Genomic DNA, 14,117 nt, shown 5'->3' with positions numbered 1-14,117 from the left:
TCCTGCGCCTCGCCCGCGCTCATCCCCGTCCCTTGGATATTGGCAAAGGCATAGAACGCCCCGCCCGGATCGGTACAGCGCACCCCCGGCAGCGCATTCAGCCGCGCCACGATCAGCCGCCGCCGCGCGTCGAATGCGCGCATCATCTCGTCCACCGCGTCCTGCGGCCCGGTGAGCGCGGCGATCCCGGCATGTTGCGCGGCGGCATTGACGCAGGAATGATCGTTGATGCACAGCCGCGTGACATGCTCCACAAGGCTCTCGGGCCAGACCGCATAGCCCAGCCGCCAGCCGGTCATCGCGTAAGTCTTGGACCAGCCGTCGAGCATGATGAGCCGGTCGCGGATCTCGGGGTATTGCAAGAGCGAGACATGATCCCGCCCGCCATAAAGCATCCGGCTGTAGATCTCGTCCGACAGCACCGCCACGTGGGGATGATCCGCCAGCCCCGCCACCAGCCTGTCCACCTGCGCGCGCCAGAACGGTAAAGGCCGATTCGGTCCCGAGCCGCGACAGGCTCTTGGCGACTTGCAGATGTGACATGTGTATTCCTCCCTGCTTGATCCCCTCACGACCGTCGCCGCGCATCGGGAATCCACGATGTCCTAACGTATCTCCTCTCCAGTAGTTGTTAAGTTTTACTAACAAAGTTTTGCATTTTTCAGACGATCCAGCAGAGATGTCCGCTGTTATGACGGATGCAAGGAGACCGGGAGGACAACATGACCGCAGAAATCCGCTTCGACGCGCGCTCCAACATATCGTTGGACCTGCGGGCCTGGAATATCCGCCGCAAGGCGCTTTTGATGGGGGAGGTTCAGGGCCAGGGCTATATCGGGCAGGCGCTTGGCGTGGCCGACGTGCTGGCGACCTCCTACTTTCACGCGATGGATTACCGCTCGGAGGATCCCGAATGGGAAGGGCGCGACCGCTTTCTTCTGTCGATCGGTCACTATGCCATCGCGCTCTATGCCGCATTGATGGAGGCCGACATCCTGCCCGAGGGTGAATTGGCGACCTACGGCATGGATGACAGCCGCATGCCGATGTCGGGCATGGCCTCCTACACGCCGGGAATGGAGATCACCGGCGGGTCATTGGGGCACGGGCTTGGGATCGCCGTGGGCATGGCGATGGGGTTGAAGCGCAAGCAAAACCCGGCCTTCGTCTATAACCTCATGTCGGATGGCGAGTTGGGCGAAGGTTCGACCTGGGAAGCGGTGATGTCGGCCACGCAATGGAAGCTCGACAACCTGATCTGCATCGTCGATTTCAACAACCAGCAGGCCGATGGACCGAGCCGCGACGCGCTGGCCGTGGGGGCCGAGGCCCCGAAATGGGAGGCCTTTGGCTGGCATGCGCAGGAGGTCGACGGAAATGACCTCGACGCGTTGGTCGCGGCCTTCGATGCGGCGCGCGACCTCAAGGACGCAAAGCCCCGGGTCATCATCTGCAACACCAAGATGTGCAATGGCGTCGATTTCCTGGAGGCGCGCGAAAGCAATCATTTCGTCCGTGTCGAGGCCGATGAGTGGTCCAAGGCGCTGGCCGTTCTGGAAGAGGAAAAACCGCAATGACCCTCGCCTCCATGGCCCGCAAATATGAACCGCGCAAGGTGCCTGAGACCAAGGTCGCAACCTCGGCCATGATCGCCTCATTGGCCGCCGAAGGATATGAGGCGCAACCCGCCCCGTTCGGGCATGCGCTGGTCGATCTGGCAAAAAAAGACCCGCGCATCGTTGGTCTGTCGGCGGATCTGTCGAAATACACCGACCTGCATATCTTCGCGAACGCGATGCCCGACCGGTTCTACCAGATGGGCATGGCCGAGCAGCTCTTGTTCTCGGCGGCGGCCGGGCTGGCGCGCGAGGGATTCATTCCCTTTGCCACGACCTATGCTGTTTTCGCCAGCCGTCGCGCCTATGACTTCATCGCAATGGCGATTGCCGAGGAAAACCTGCCCGTCAAGATCGCTTGCGCCCTGCCGGGCCTGACCACGGGCTATGGCCCGAGCCATCAGGCGACCGAGGATCTGGCGATATTCCGGGGCTTGCCCAACATGGTGATCATCGACCCCTGCGATGCCTGCGACGTGGCTGGCATGGTGCCCGCGATGGTGGCGCATGACGGGCCGGTTTATGCGCGTCTGTTGCGGGGCAAGGTGCCTACGGTGCTGACCCGGCACAAGCCGGATTACAAATTCCAGCTGGGCAAGGCCCAGACGATCCGCGAGGGGCGTGACGTGCTGGTGATAGCCTCGGGGATCATGACGATGCGAGCGCTGGATGCAGCCGAAAAGCTGGCCGCCGGCAATGTGGATGTGGGCGTGCTGCACGTGCCGACGATCAAGCCGCTCGACGTGGAGACCATCCGCGCCGAGGCCGCAAAGGGCGGCCGGCTTGTTGTCACCGCAGAGAACCACACCGTGAATGGCGGTTTGGGCGAGGCCGTGGCGCGCACCCTTCTGACCGACGGCATCGCGCCCCGGTTCCGCATGATCGGGCTGCCGGACGCGTTCCTCGAGGCGGGCGCGCTGCCGACGCTGCACGACATGTACGGCCTGTCCGTGGACAAGGTCGCCGAACAGATCAAGGGCTGGCTCTGACGCCGCTGAAGAAACAACAAAGGAGACAGGGCCATGAGCCTGCTCAACGGAAAAATCGCCATCGTGACCGGGGCCGCCAGCCCGCGCGGGCTTGGCAAGGCGACGGCGCGGCTTTTGGCCCAGCATGGTGCGACGGTTGTCATCACCGATCTTGACGCAGGCGAGGCCGAGGCCGCCGCCGCCGATCTTCCGGGCACCGGCCATCTCGGGTTTGCCGGCACTGTCGTGGACAAAGCCGCCTGCGAGGCAGTGGCGAAAGCCGTGCTCGACGCCCTCGGTCGGATCGACATTCTGGTGAACAATGCCGGGATCACCCAACCGCTCAAGCTGATGGAGATCGGCGCCGAGCATTACGACGCGGTGACGGATGTCAACCTGCGCGGCACGCTTTACATGTCTCAGGCGGTTATCCCCGCGATGCGCGAGCAGAAATCGGGCAGCATCGTCAACATGTCCTCGGTCTCAGCGCAGCGTGGCGGCGGCATCTTTGGCGGGCCGCATTATTCGGCGGCCAAGGCCGGAGTACTAGGTCTGACCAAGGCAATGGCCCGCGAACTGGCCCCCGACAATGTGCGCGCCAATGCGATCTGCCCCGGCTTCATCGCCACCGACATCACCGCGGGCAAGCTCACCGACGAGATGCGCGCACAGGTTCTGGCGGGCATCCCGATGGGACGCGCGGGCACGGCCGAGGACGTGGCGGGCTGCGCGCTCTTTCTCGCGTCCGATCTGTCGGCCTACTGCACCGGCACCGAAGTCGACGTGAACGGGGGATCGCTCATTCACTGAATCCGCTATCCCCGTTGAGGAGCGGGGGTGCTTTCTACAGTCTTCAAAAAGGGAGGAATCACCATGAAGACCAATATCCTGGCCATTCTGGCCACAACCACTGCCCTGGCGGGCGCGGCGCAGGCCGACGAAGTGATCTTTGCACATGGCAGCAACCCGGGCAATCCGCGCTACGTCGCCGCCGAGAAATGGGCAGAGGTGGTCGCCGAGTGTTCTGGCGGGGAACATTCGGTCAATGTCGCACCGTCGGCGACGATGGGCAATGACGTGGAGATGCTGACCTCGGCAAGCGCCGGGATCATTCAGGTCTCGGCCAACAGCCAGGGCGCGATGAGCCAGATCGTGCCGGAAATCGGCCTGCTTGGCCTGCCATTCCTGTTCAAGGATCTGCCCACCGCCTGGGCCGTAGTGGACGGCGAGGTCGGTGATATGCTGGACGCACGGGCGCAAAATGCCGGCCTGAAGATCCTCGGCTTCTGGGACAACGGCATCCGCCACGTGACGCATGTGTCCAAGCATGTGTCCAAGCCCGCCGATCTGAGCGGCATGAAAATCCGCACCCCGCCCGATCAGATGACCGTGGATATCTTCGAGGCGCTCGGCGCGGCCCCTGCCCCGCTGGCATGGTCCGAACTGCCCACGGCGCTGCAATCGGGCGTGTTCGACGGTCAAGAAAATCCGCTGACCAATATCTACTCGGCCAAGCTGCACGAGATCACACCCTATGTCACGATGACCGGTCACAAGTACGAATCGACGCCGGTCGTTGCGGGCCTTGGCTGGTGGTCAGGGCTGGATGAGCAGACCCAGACCTGCGCCCTTGAGGCGACGGTCGAGGCGGGCAAGCTGCAACGCGGCCTGTCGCAGGAGGGAGATCAGAGCCTCAAGCCCAAGATGGAAGCGGAAGGTGCCAGCTTCGCCGAGGCAAACCGCGACGCCTATATCGCGGCAACCGCTTCGGTGTATGACAAATACGCCGCCGATTACCCCGAATTGGTTGCGGCACTCAAAGAGGCGGCGGGTCAGTAATGACCGCCGGGGGCCCAAACGGCCCACGGGCCACGGAAAGGGGGCGCACGCGCCCTCTTCTCCGGGGGATACGCGGCGTCATCTCCGCTATGGAGTGGAGCGGCAAGATCATCGCGGTGGCAACCCTCTCGGTGATGTTTGTCGCGCTCTTCATGAACGTGGTGCTCCGATATGCCGCCGGGTCCGGCATCCCCTGGGCCTATGAAATACACGCCGTCCTGCTGCCTTGGCTTGTGGCCGCTGGTATCGTCATTGCGGCCGCGCGTGGCCGCAATATTGCCATTGATCTGCTGCCGGCCATGATGCCGCCTCCTGCGCGTCTGGTCATCCTGCTGTTGGTCAACGTCGTGATCGTGATCATCGCCGTCAGCGTGATGTGGTCCAGCCAGCCCATTCTGAAAGCGTCACAGTTCCAACGTCTGTCCACGCTTGGGATCAAGCAGATCTGGGGCTATTCGAGCCTGATCTACGCCTTCGGCGGTATGGGTATGATCGCAGCCCTGAACACCATGAGCCTACTATTCGCGGGGGCGCCCGACGACAACGACCCGGCCAACACAAGCCTGAGCTGAGGAGCGCGAACATGTCCGCAACGATGATCTGGATATTCATGACCTGCCTCGCCCTGTCTGTGCCTGTCGCGCACGCCATGCTGGGCGGTGCGGCGGCGGCATTGTGGCTGGATGGCAAGCCGATGGCGGTGATCGCGCAGCGGCTCTATACGCCCACACAGAGCTTTCCGATGCTGGCGATCCCGTTCTTCATCCTCGCGGGCAACCTGATGATGTCGGGGCGGTTCGGGATCTATCTGGTCAATATCGCCCGCCTTCTGGTCGGCCATTTCCGCGGCGGGCTGGGGCAGGTGTCGATCATCGGCTCGATCATGTTCGGAGGCGTGTCAGGCTCGGCAGTGGCGGACGCCTCGGCGCTTGGCAACGCGCTGATCCCGGTGCAGAAGAAAGAGGGCTTTCCCGCCGGGTTCGCCGCTGCGATCAACTCGGCCTCCTCCACCGTTTCGGTGCTGATCCCGCCCTCGATCCCGTTGATCCTCTACGGTCTTGTGTCGAACACGTCGATCGTCGATCTCTTCGTCGCGGGCATCCTGCCGGGTGTCCTGTTGGGCGCAGGCATGTTCTCCGCCGTCTGGCTGGTGGCACGCCGTCGCAACCTGCCCCGATCGCCTCTGGATGGCGGATTTTCAGCGTTCAAGAGCCAGATCTTCGCCGCGCTTCCGGCGCTCCTGATGCCGGTCTTCGTCATCGGCACCCTGCGGTTCGGCGTGGCCACACCTACCGAGGTAAGCGTCATGGCCGTGGGATATGCCTTCGCGGTCAGCGGTCTGATCTATCGCGACCTGACCGTGAAAAGCACATGGAACGCCGTGGTGGATACCGCGATGATGACCGGTGCGGTAATGTTCATCATCATGGCTTCGTCAACGATCCAGTGGGTGCTAACGGCAGAGCGGGTGCCGCAGGATCTGGCCGTCTGGGTCGCAAATACGATCAGCGAGCCATGGATGATCATCCTGGCGCTCAACCTCGTAATGCTGGTGGTGGGGGCGTTTCTCGACCTGCCAGCGGCGGTGCTGCTGCTCGGTCCGCTCTTCGTGACCATCGGTCAGGCAATCGGTCTGGACCCGGTCCAGCTTGGCCTGATGATGGTGGTGAACCTCTCCATCGGGCTCTATACGCCGCCCGTGGGAACGACGCTGTTCATATCGGCCGCCATCGCAAAGGTCGGGATCGGCGAGGTGGTGAAGTCGCTGTTGCCATTCTACCTCGTGGCGCTCGGCGTTCTGATGGCGATCTCGTTCATTCCGGCGCTGACCATATATTGAGCGCGGGTCATAAAGAGGTCGGGTGCACCTCTTTCATTTCCAGCTCTTCGCCGGGCCGGAAGGTGCAGCCAAGCCCGGTCAGAATCTCGCGGGTTCGCGCCTCATGGTCACGCGCCTCGCCGGTCAGCCATTGGGCGAAACGATTGACGATCCGGCGATTGAAGTGGCGCGGCGGGCAGACGATCCAGTAGGCGGGGAAATCGATCACCGGATACGCCGGCGCGAAAGGCACCAGCTCGCCCCGCTCCAGTTCTCCGGCGCAGAGTACGGCGCTGTCGAGCGCCACGCCCCCCCCCTGCCTGGCCATCTCAATCGACATCGACGAGCGGTCGAACCGGAACGGATAGGCCACATCCGGCAGGTCGATCCGGTTCGACGCCAGCCAGAAATCCCACCGGTAGAGTGTCTTGACGCTGTCGATCAAGCGCGCCGCGCGCAGATGCGCGAGCAAATCATCGCCATGCGCATCCAGACGGTTCAAGTATTCGGGGCTGCACATCGGAAGGGCAAGATCATTCATCACCGGCTCCACCGTGAGGCCTGCCCAGCTTCCGATGCCATAGCGCAGATCCAGGTCCACGGCCTCGGTTTCAAAGGCGCTGAAATCCGGGGTCGCGTCGATCCTGATGTTCCAGTCAAGGTTCTGCTTCGCAAAGGCCGCGATGCGTGGACCAAGCCAACGCACCCCGAAACTGGGGCTGACCCGGATGGTCAGGCTGCGCATGTCCCGTTGCCGGCCAATGGCGCTGCGGGCATTGCGCAACGCCCCAAATGCCTGTGTGGTGGTCTGGAAGAGGCGGTCGCCGTCCAGCGTAAGAATGAGTCGGCGCTTTTCACGGCGGAACAGCTTGACGCCGAATTGCGCCTCGAGCGCGCCAAGCTGCTGGCTGACGGCCGATGGCGACACACCCAACTCCTGCGCCGCCTTTGTAACCGTACCCAAGCGGGCCACGGCCTCGAAATACTCCGTCGCTTTGAGGTTAATGTCACGCATAACCGGCAGCTTAAGTCTTAGCCAGGTTCGATGCTATCTCTATTGTCGAGTTGACGATTCAGACGGACCTCAGTTGACTGGAGGATTATGACAGTGACGATGAAGGTGATTAGCCCACGGGTCCACGTCTGCGCCCCGCCAAGACCCTCGTAAAGTGAGTCCGGTGCCTCACCCGAAAGGATTTTATTCCGAGACGATCACAACCTCGTCGCCGTCGATTTCATCGGCGGGGACGGCGCCATAGGTTCCATCCCCTGCCTGGAAGACGACGATCGAGACCATGAGCGTGGCGGCGAGGAAGGCGGCGAATGCGTGTGCATCTTTGCGGAACATCTGTTTGGCTCCTGTCTTGGAGGTGGAGGACCATCCCCCGCGCGACGGGACCCCGAAGGCCCGAAGACTGGCTGACATCACCGGGTGCGTTCGGCTCGTCCGAATCCACCCGGTGGCACGGGCTTGCCCGTAGTCCGACCCCTCGCGGGTTGATCTCGAAGACGGGATTCGGAGCAAGGAAGGGAATGGCGAGCGGGGGACGGTGCGACCGCTGACTGGAGCCGGGTGTTCCGCTGATGCTTTCGCTGCCAGCCTCCCGGGCAGGCTCGTGGTAGAAGACCTCCTTGCATGATGGAGTGGATCCTTTTGCGCCCCGCGATCTCGCGGGACAGGGAAGTGATGGGTGAGAGGCCCGCCCATTGGCAGGCCCCTTCGGTTTCATGCGGGCTCAGGCGGCAAGCTCCGCGCCCCCTGCCCTAGGTGACGACCCGGTGCTCAAGAAAAGCGCCTGCGCAACGCCACGTTAAGAACCTCTATGGCGATGACAAGCAGGATTACGGTGATCGTAACGCTGGCCGCCTTGTCATATTGAAATGATCGTACGTAGATCTGGATGTAGAAACCGAGCCCGCCTGCGCCGACGACGCCGAGGATCAGGGACTCCCGGAGATTCAATTCAAAACGAAAGATCGTGTCGCGCGCAACGACCGGGGCCATCTGCGGCCAGATCGCATGGCGAAGCCGGACGAGCGGCCCTGCGCCGGCGCTGGAAAGCGCCTCCACCGGCGCACGGGCGACACCGTCGATGGCTTCGGCGTAGAACTTGCCGAGCATGCCCGTTGCGTGGAAGGCGACCGCGATGATCCCCGGCATCGGGCCGAGACCGACAGCCCCGACCATCAGCATGGCCACCAAGAGCAAGGGGATCGCCCGGATCAGCGCGAGGAGCGTCCTGACGCTGTAATGGATCGCCGGTGGCGCCATTGTCTCGGAAGCGGCGAAACCCAATGGAACCGACAGGATGATCGCCCCCACTGTACCGAGGATGGCGATGCGAAGCGTCTCGGCTGTCCCGTCGACGATCTCCGCCATGACGGTTGGGTCGGGCGGTATCATGCGACCGACAAACTCGACAATACGGGGACCGGCGGAGAGAAGGCGCGACAGGTCCATGTCGCTGGTTGCGAAGGACCAGAGCACCACGGCGCCCAAGAAGATGCCTGTAAGGAAACTGCCCCAGCCGCCGTGCCGTGTCATTGGACAAGCCTCAGGCCGGCCGCGCCCTTGATCGCGTCCTGGTAAAGCGCGCCGATCTCTTCGTCGGACGAATTTCCGACCGAGTGGTCGAAAGCAACGCGCCCACCGGTCATGCCCACGACGCGGGACGCAAAGCGCAGGGCGAGTTCGGGCTGATGCGAGGAAAACACCGTCGTCGCGCCGCGCTTGGCCGCGGCGCTTGTGATCAGAGTCAGGATTTCGCCTGCACGGGCGGGGTCGAGATTGCTGACCGGTTCGTCGGCAAGGATCAGCCTTGGCTCCTGCGCGAGGCAGCGGGCGATCGCAACCCGCTGCCGCTGCCCGCCACTCAGCGAGTCGACCCGGCGATGAGCCAGTTCCCCGATGCCGCAATCGGTTAATACCTGATGGGCGACGTCGAGATCATGCTCGGAATGGCGGCTGAAAAAGGCCGCGACGCCCGACATCCGCCCAAGTCGCCCGTTCAGCACGTTGCGCAGAACGCTGGATCGTTCAACCAGCGCAAATTCCTGGAAGATGAAGCCGGTATCGGGCCGTGCTGCCACTGGCGGCGGGGCGTCAGGCACAAGGCGTCTGCCCAGGACGGCCGCGCAACCGGTCCATCCCTGAAGTCGCCCGTCGAGGATCGCGAGCAGCGTCGTCTTGCCGGCACCTGAAGGACCGAGCAGCACGACAGCTTCGCCCGGCTCTACGGCCAGGCTGACGCCGTTGAGCGCCGGCAACTCCGCGCCGGGATGCACGAAGCCGAGATTGTCGAGTTCGACCACGCTGCTCACGATAGCAGCCCGGCCTCCCGCGCCATGTCGCGGACCCCCTCGAACGCCTGTGGGTCGGCGGGCACGTAGCCGTCCGGACCGTAGAGATGCTGCAGCTTGTCCCGGTGTGCGGGTTCATTCAGGCGCATCATGGTCTCGACGAAGCGCGCGCGGAGATCCGCGTCGAGGCCGGGCCGCGCGATGACGACATGACTGGGGATTTCTGGGCTCTCGGCAATCCATGTGACCTGCGGCTGTTGCTGCGGCGTGAGCAGAAGATCGGCATACTGGCTTGCCCCTGCAGCAGCGACGAGACCCTGCGCCATCGCCTGCATCGCCTGTTGATAGCCGCCGGCGAAGAAAACGCGCCCGAAGAAGGCGTCGGCCTCTTCGATATCGGCAATCAGCCCCGCGCGTTTGAATTCGGCCAGCGGATAGAGATAGCCCGATTCCGAGATCGGGTCGGCAAAAGCGATGTCGCGGTCTTTCAGGTCAGCGAGCGACGTGATCCCGCTGTCGCGCCGCACGAAAACGCGCCCGGTATAGTAGGGTTTCCCCCGGTAAACCTCGGACAGAAGCGGTACCGCGCCGATCTCGGCCTCGGCCAGTACGAAGGGCAGCGCCCCCATGAAGGAAATGTCCGCGTCACCGTTGCGCAACGCTTCCACGGCCCCCGCATGGTCAATGGTCACGAAGCCCTCGACCGGAACCCCCAACTCCTGCGACAGCCAGCCGGTGATGGCCTCGATGTCGCCCAGCAGCTTGTCGGGGTTCTCCTGCGGAATGAAGGCCAGCCGCAGCGGGCTCGCCTGGGCCGGTACTGGCCGCGCGCTGGCGAAAAAGAGCGCGCCCACCCCGGTGGTCAGCAGGGTGCGTCGCGTGAGTGGTGCTGTCATCAGTAGACCCTTTCGTCGATTGCTTCGGCTTCGGCCTTGAAACTGGCCCAATGTGCTTCGGCAGCCGCCCAGTCGTCTGTTCTGACGGCCTCGCCCACATCGACAAGCAGGCGTGCCAGGCGGTAGATTTCCTGCCGGGCGCTTTGGTTCGACATGGTGCCGGCATCAGCCGCGAGGTCCGCGGCCACTGTATCGGTCAACAGCAGCGTGTGCTGGCGGTCCCGCTCCGGCAGCAGCGTGTCGAGCGTGGAGGCGAAGGTGGTGAGTTCCTCGAAAGCCAACCGGAACGGTGTGTTGCGCTCTCCGAACTCCTCGTAGGGCTCGTCCGCGCCACCCACGGTTTCGAGATACGCGGAGAGGTCCGAGCGTTCCCGTTCGCTCAGTCCAAGGGACTTGGTGTCGTCAAACCAATTCACCACGCTGGCCAGCGTCGGCAGTGCCCCGTCGTGGAAATAGGGCGCGGTATAGGCCGTGCCCAGAAGGGTCGGCGTGTCAAACGCGCCCGCCCGCGCGCCGTCGTAGCCCGATCTGGCCGACCCGATATCATGCGCCCGGCGATCCATGAAGTTTGCCGAAGGGATGTGGCAACTTGCGCAGGACTTGTCGCCCAGACCGGCCATTGGCCGGTTGAAAATCTCTTCGCCGCGGCGGGCGGCCTCGGGCGCGGCCTCGGTCAGCGCGCCTTCGGGCGTGACCATCCTGTTAGGCAGGAAATCGAACTCGAGCATGTAGGCGACTAGTGCGTCCAGCATGAAAGGCGTCGGCTCGGCACCGCCGAACTCGTTGACAATGACGTTGCGGCTGAATTCGCGCAGCGATGCGAACCGGCCGTCGCGGCCATATGGACCGGTGAAGCGCAGGCCGCGCAGGCTGGGAATATCGAGTGAATCGTCGCGGCGGTCGTTGAACATCGGGTTGAAGAAGGCGCCATCCACATCCGCCGCGCCGGGCTGGTGGCTGACGCCCGGGATGAAGAAGCGCTGGTTGATGTCCGACCGGTTGTGGCAGGTGGAACAGGTGATGCCGGCGCTGCGGGCCGGCTCGCCGAAGAGCTCCGGGCTGTCGAATAGCATGTCGCCATAGGCAACCATCGGCAGATCTTTTTCGTCGATTCCCTGCTCCTCGAAGTTCAGTACCAGGCGCGGCAGCGGGTCCTGGTCGAAAATGTCCGAGCCGGGCGGCAGCGCCGCCGGGATGTCCGGTGCGGCACCGGCGGCCACGAGGGTTTCTGGCGCCGCCGACAGTCTGGCGCGGCGTTCGAAATCGTCGGGCAGGTAGTTCGCCGCGAGATAGTCCCGAATGACCTTGCTGGCGGACATCATGCGTGTCTCGTCGCGCGGGGCCACTCCTGCGCCCAACATCCCGCTGGAACCGGTTGCGCTGGACAGCTCCAGCCAGGCCAGCCCGATTTTGCGCGCCGCCTCCGGGTCGGTGGCCCGCACATGGTCGGCAAAGGCGCGGTAAAGTTCCTGCGCCTCCGACACTGCGGCCTGCGCGGCGCTCGGAGATGTCGCCGCCAGTGCCCGATCAAGCTCTTCGCCAATGCGGCTGGCCAGAAGCCGGGTGCTGGCGGCGAATAGGGCCTGCCGGTCCTGGTCGGCGATCGCGGCCGCCACGGCCTCGGTGGTCAACACGCTGTCCTCGGCGATGCGGTCGAAGGCGCCCTCGCGGAACTCCCCGCCGCGATAGGGTTCGCTCCAGGCGTCCGCGATCTTCTCCCAGGGCACCGGGGCAAGATTGCCGTAATGCAGCGTCAGCCGGTAGGCGGCCGCTTCCGGCAGCCAGGGCGCCTCTTTCGCCGGGGTCGCCAGCGCGGCGCCGCTGGCGAGCACTGTGGCAGCACTTGCGATAATGCATGTCATTCGCAATTTGGATGAGAACGTCGCTTGCATAATGCTGGAATCGCCTTTCCGATTGAGATGCCCTTGAGTTAGCCTTGGCTAAATTTCATAGCACGAGCCAACATATTGTCAATCCGCGGGATTTGTTTCAATCTCTGGCCATGGACAATTCTCACGACAGACCTGGGGTCCGTGACGTCACCTTGGCGCCCGCTGATGAACGCGCTGCGGCTGATCAGGCCGACGCGTTTGCCTCGGTAAGGAACGCACATGAAAGCGAGGTGGCCGAGGATTACGTCGAGTTGATCGCCGAGCTTGTCGACAGCAATGGCGAGGCGAGGCCTGTGGATTTGGCCGAACGGCTTGGTGTCAAGCCCCCCACGGTGACCAAGAACATATCCCGGCTCGTGCGGAACGGGCTCGTGCGCCGCGAGCGATACCGCTCAATATTTTTGACTGAGAAAGGCGTGGCGCTTGCGGACGCGTGCCGTCGCCGCCACCGAATTGTCGTCGCGACGCTGATTGCGCTTGGCGTAGATTCAGAGACGGCCGAGCGCGATGCCGAGGGCATTGAGCATCATGTCAGCGACGAAACGCTTGTAGCGTTCGAGCAGTTCGTCACGTCTCGCGGCTAAACTCTCCAGTGGCATGAAGCAGACATTCGATTGGCCAGGTAGCAAGGTCGGCAAAGGGTCGATCACGTCGGTAAACCGGGATGATGATCGCGACTTTGCAAATGCCGCTGTCTACGTATTGCTGCCGCCAAGACTGACGTGGCGAGCGGTCCCGGTCGCTGTGTCTCACGTCGGCGTTGCCAAAGAGTCATCGGCAGCTCTCTCTTCGCGCCCTCGACAGGTGATTTCAGCGCGCCTCGAGCCTCTGTTCTCCCGGTTTATAACCAATGGGCCACTCATCCAGCTTCGACCACCGCCGAGTTGAAGCAAGCAAACACTGGGAGAAAGGGCGTGGTGGTGATCATCAGTCGAACCAAGTGGACAAAGATCAAGGCTTCGATCCTCGCCGCCCAGTGATGCTCAGGTATCCTTGCGCAACCGGACGCCTGCGCCGCCCCCGTTCTCTGCGATGAACTCGACCCCGGCGGCTTCGAGGGCGACGCGGATCTTGGCCACGTTGTCGGGATTCATGTCATAACGCCCGGTCTCGAAATTCGAGATCGTGTTGCGATGAACGCCGGAGGCTTTTGCAAGATCGGCAAGAGACCAATTTAACGCTCCCCGCGCCATTCGCACTTGTGCGGATTTCACAACTATCTATCCTTGTGCTATTGTCACATGTGGCAATATCACAATTGGAGATCGAGACAATGACGAACATTCCCGACCATGTCCGCCGAAATCACGAAAGAACCTCCGAGAGACTGGATGAGGCGCGCGCAATGCTGCGCGCCGTCGAGCAGATGGCGGAGGCTGCAAGGCTGCCCCACTCGCCCGAGACTGAAAGTATGTTTGTTCTGATTGCGGCCACGCAAGACAAGTTGTTCGAGGCTGACGAAGCTCACGTTATCGAATGGGTGGGGCACGGCGGCAAGACAAGCGAGATGATGCTCGAGGGAACCGCTGCCGAACGCGATGAGGCCGCGGACGTCCAGCACTGAGCAACTATCCGGACTCATGCAAGACAGCTGCACCATAGCCAGCATGTTTGAAGGGCTGGACGCCCTCCACCACGCCGCAGCCAGGCGGGAGGATTGCCTGTTTGCCAAGCGCGCCGAACCCGAGTGACGCCTTCAACGATCGACAAGGACCGGGCGGGATCCGCCCGGTCTTTTCTGCAATTGTGAAACCCGGTGACAAATTCGGTGACAAGGGCAAAAGAAA

At 63.2% G+C, this 14,117-nt stretch carries 16 protein-coding genes; 8 read left to right on the top strand and 8 right to left on the bottom strand.

Going from position 1 to position 14,117, the window contains the following annotated elements:
• Positions 1 to 467, bottom strand: a 467-nt coding sequence (locus tag CRJ03_RS01380; RefSeq protein WP_240611522.1) for a pyridoxal phosphate-dependent aminotransferase, incomplete at its 3' end; no start/stop codon positions are given.
• Positions 468 to 722: 255 nt separating this feature from the next.
• Here CRJ03_RS01380 and CRJ03_RS01375 point away from each other — a divergent pair.
• The 6 genes from CRJ03_RS01375 (at position 723) to CRJ03_RS01350 (ending at position 6,263) form a co-directional block, all read left to right on the top strand.
• Positions 723 to 1,577 carry a transketolase gene (locus tag CRJ03_RS01375; protein WP_104017134.1) on the top strand — a complete coding sequence of 285 codons (855 nt, stop codon included), beginning with the start codon at positions 723 to 725 and terminating at the stop codon, positions 1,575 to 1,577.
• A complete protein-coding gene (locus tag CRJ03_RS01370) occupies positions 1,574 to 2,605 on the top strand; it encodes a transketolase family protein (RefSeq protein WP_104017133.1) in 1,032 nt (343 codons plus the stop codon). The genes CRJ03_RS01375 and CRJ03_RS01370 overlap by 4 nt, the downstream gene beginning before the upstream one ends.
• 33 nt (positions 2,606 to 2,638) lie before the next feature.
• Positions 2,639 to 3,394, top strand: a complete 756-nt coding sequence (locus CRJ03_RS01365) for an SDR family NAD(P)-dependent oxidoreductase (protein WP_104017132.1) — start codon at positions 2,639 to 2,641, stop codon at positions 3,392 to 3,394.
• 63 nt (positions 3,395 to 3,457) lie between these two features.
• Positions 3,458 to 4,423 (top strand): TRAP transporter substrate-binding protein, encoded by a 966-nt coding sequence (locus CRJ03_RS01360; protein ID WP_104017131.1) that lies wholly within the window; start codon positions 3,458 to 3,460, stop codon positions 4,421 to 4,423.
• Positions 4,424 to 4,512: 89 nt separating this feature from the next.
• Positions 4,513 to 4,995, top strand: a complete 483-nt coding sequence (locus tag CRJ03_RS01355; RefSeq protein WP_240611521.1) for a TRAP transporter small permease — start codon at positions 4,513 to 4,515, stop codon at positions 4,993 to 4,995.
• 11 nt (positions 4,996 to 5,006) lie between these two features.
• Positions 5,007 to 6,263: a TRAP transporter large permease gene (locus tag CRJ03_RS01350; RefSeq protein WP_104017129.1), complete on the top strand. Its 1,257-nt coding sequence runs from the start codon at positions 5,007 to 5,009 to the stop codon at positions 6,261 to 6,263.
• A gap of 7 nt (positions 6,264 to 6,270) precedes the next feature.
• Here CRJ03_RS01350 and CRJ03_RS01345 read toward each other — a convergent pair whose 3' ends face one another.
• The 6 genes from CRJ03_RS01345 to CRJ03_RS01325 all read right to left on the bottom strand — a co-directional run bounded on the left by CRJ03_RS01345 (position 6,271) and on the right by CRJ03_RS01325 (position 12,270).
• Positions 6,271 to 7,257 carry a LysR substrate-binding domain-containing protein gene (locus tag CRJ03_RS01345; protein ID WP_104017128.1) on the bottom strand — a complete coding sequence of 329 codons (987 nt, stop codon included), beginning with the start codon at positions 7,255 to 7,257 and terminating at the stop codon, positions 6,271 to 6,273.
• Between the two features lie 183 nt (positions 7,258 to 7,440).
• The gene (locus CRJ03_RS19785) at positions 7,441 to 7,590 is read right to left on the bottom strand and encodes a hypothetical protein (protein ID WP_165375208.1); all 150 of its coding nucleotides are present in this window, start codon (positions 7,588 to 7,590) and stop codon (positions 7,441 to 7,443) included.
• A 435-nt stretch (positions 7,591 to 8,025) separates the two neighbouring features.
• Positions 8,026 to 8,787: a phosphonate ABC transporter, permease protein PhnE gene (phnE, locus tag CRJ03_RS01340; protein WP_104017127.1), complete on the bottom strand. Its 762-nt coding sequence runs from the start codon at positions 8,785 to 8,787 to the stop codon at positions 8,026 to 8,028.
• Positions 8,784 to 9,563 carry a phosphonate ABC transporter ATP-binding protein gene (locus CRJ03_RS01335; protein WP_104017126.1) on the bottom strand — a complete coding sequence of 260 codons (780 nt, stop codon included), beginning with the start codon at positions 9,561 to 9,563 and terminating at the stop codon, positions 8,784 to 8,786. The genes phnE and CRJ03_RS01335 overlap by 4 nt, the downstream gene beginning before the upstream one ends.
• Positions 9,560 to 10,438: a phosphate/phosphite/phosphonate ABC transporter substrate-binding protein gene (locus CRJ03_RS01330; protein ID WP_104017125.1), complete on the bottom strand. Its 879-nt coding sequence runs from the start codon at positions 10,436 to 10,438 to the stop codon at positions 9,560 to 9,562. The genes CRJ03_RS01335 and CRJ03_RS01330 overlap by 4 nt, the downstream gene beginning before the upstream one ends.
• Complete coding sequence (locus CRJ03_RS01325) at positions 10,438 to 12,270, bottom strand: cytochrome c peroxidase (RefSeq protein WP_240611520.1); 1,833 nt, start codon at positions 12,268 to 12,270, stop codon at positions 10,438 to 10,440. The genes CRJ03_RS01330 and CRJ03_RS01325 overlap by 1 nt, the downstream gene beginning before the upstream one ends.
• 212 nt (positions 12,271 to 12,482) lie before the next feature.
• Here CRJ03_RS01325 and mntR point away from each other — a divergent pair, with 212 nt between their 5' ends.
• On the top strand, positions 12,483 to 12,914 hold the full coding sequence (gene mntR, locus CRJ03_RS01320) for a manganese-binding transcriptional regulator MntR (protein ID WP_240611519.1): 432 nt from the start codon (positions 12,483 to 12,485) through the stop codon (positions 12,912 to 12,914).
• A gap of 399 nt (positions 12,915 to 13,313) precedes the next feature.
• Here the strand turns inward: mntR and CRJ03_RS01315 are convergent, their stop codons facing one another.
• Positions 13,314 to 13,544, bottom strand: a complete 231-nt coding sequence (locus CRJ03_RS01315) for a helix-turn-helix transcriptional regulator (protein WP_240611518.1) — start codon at positions 13,542 to 13,544, stop codon at positions 13,314 to 13,316.
• Positions 13,545 to 13,603: 59 nt separating this feature from the next.
• Here CRJ03_RS01315 and CRJ03_RS01310 point away from each other — a divergent pair, with 59 nt between their 5' ends.
• Positions 13,604 to 13,894 (top strand): hypothetical protein, encoded by a 291-nt coding sequence (locus CRJ03_RS01310; protein WP_165375207.1) that lies wholly within the window; start codon positions 13,604 to 13,606, stop codon positions 13,892 to 13,894.
• The last annotated feature ends 223 nt before the right edge of the window (positions 13,895 to 14,117 follow it).

The sequence above is a fragment of the Roseovarius nitratireducens genome (genome assembly GCF_002925845.1).
GTDB classification, from domain to species: Bacteria; Pseudomonadota; Alphaproteobacteria; order Rhodobacterales; family Rhodobacteraceae; genus Roseovarius; species Roseovarius nitratireducens.
The sequence above is the reverse complement of the archived record's forward strand: the minus strand, read 5'-3'. Positions and strand labels throughout refer to the sequence as shown.

Bases quoted from the DNA above. Each gene is read 5' to 3' on its own strand.
- CRJ03_RS01310 (WP_165375207.1), top strand. From the start codon at position 13,604: ATGACGAACATTCCCGACCATGTCCGCCGAAATCACGAAAGAACCTCC.
- CRJ03_RS01350 (WP_104017129.1), top strand. From the start codon at position 5,007: ATGTCCGCAACGATGATCTGGATATTCATGACCTGCCTCGCCCTGTCT.
- phnE (WP_104017127.1), bottom strand. From the start codon at position 8,787: ATGACACGGCACGGCGGCTGGGGCAGTTTCCTTACAGGCATCTTCTTG.
- CRJ03_RS01375 (WP_104017134.1), top strand. From the start codon at position 723: ATGACCGCAGAAATCCGCTTCGACGCGCGCTCCAACATATCGTTGGAC.
- CRJ03_RS01330 (WP_104017125.1), bottom strand. From the start codon at position 10,438: ATGACAGCACCACTCACGCGACGCACCCTGCTGACCACCGGGGTGGGC.
- CRJ03_RS01365 (WP_104017132.1), top strand. From the start codon at position 2,639: ATGAGCCTGCTCAACGGAAAAATCGCCATCGTGACCGGGGCCGCCAGC.
- CRJ03_RS01355 (WP_240611521.1), top strand. From the start codon at position 4,513: ATGGAGTGGAGCGGCAAGATCATCGCGGTGGCAACCCTCTCGGTGATG.
- CRJ03_RS01345 (WP_104017128.1), bottom strand. From the start codon at position 7,257: ATGCGTGACATTAACCTCAAAGCGACGGAGTATTTCGAGGCCGTGGCC.
- CRJ03_RS01370 (WP_104017133.1), top strand. From the start codon at position 1,574: ATGACCCTCGCCTCCATGGCCCGCAAATATGAACCGCGCAAGGTGCCT.
- CRJ03_RS19785 (WP_165375208.1), bottom strand. From the start codon at position 7,590: ATGTTCCGCAAAGATGCACACGCATTCGCCGCCTTCCTCGCCGCCACG.
- CRJ03_RS01360 (WP_104017131.1), top strand. From the start codon at position 3,458: ATGAAGACCAATATCCTGGCCATTCTGGCCACAACCACTGCCCTGGCG.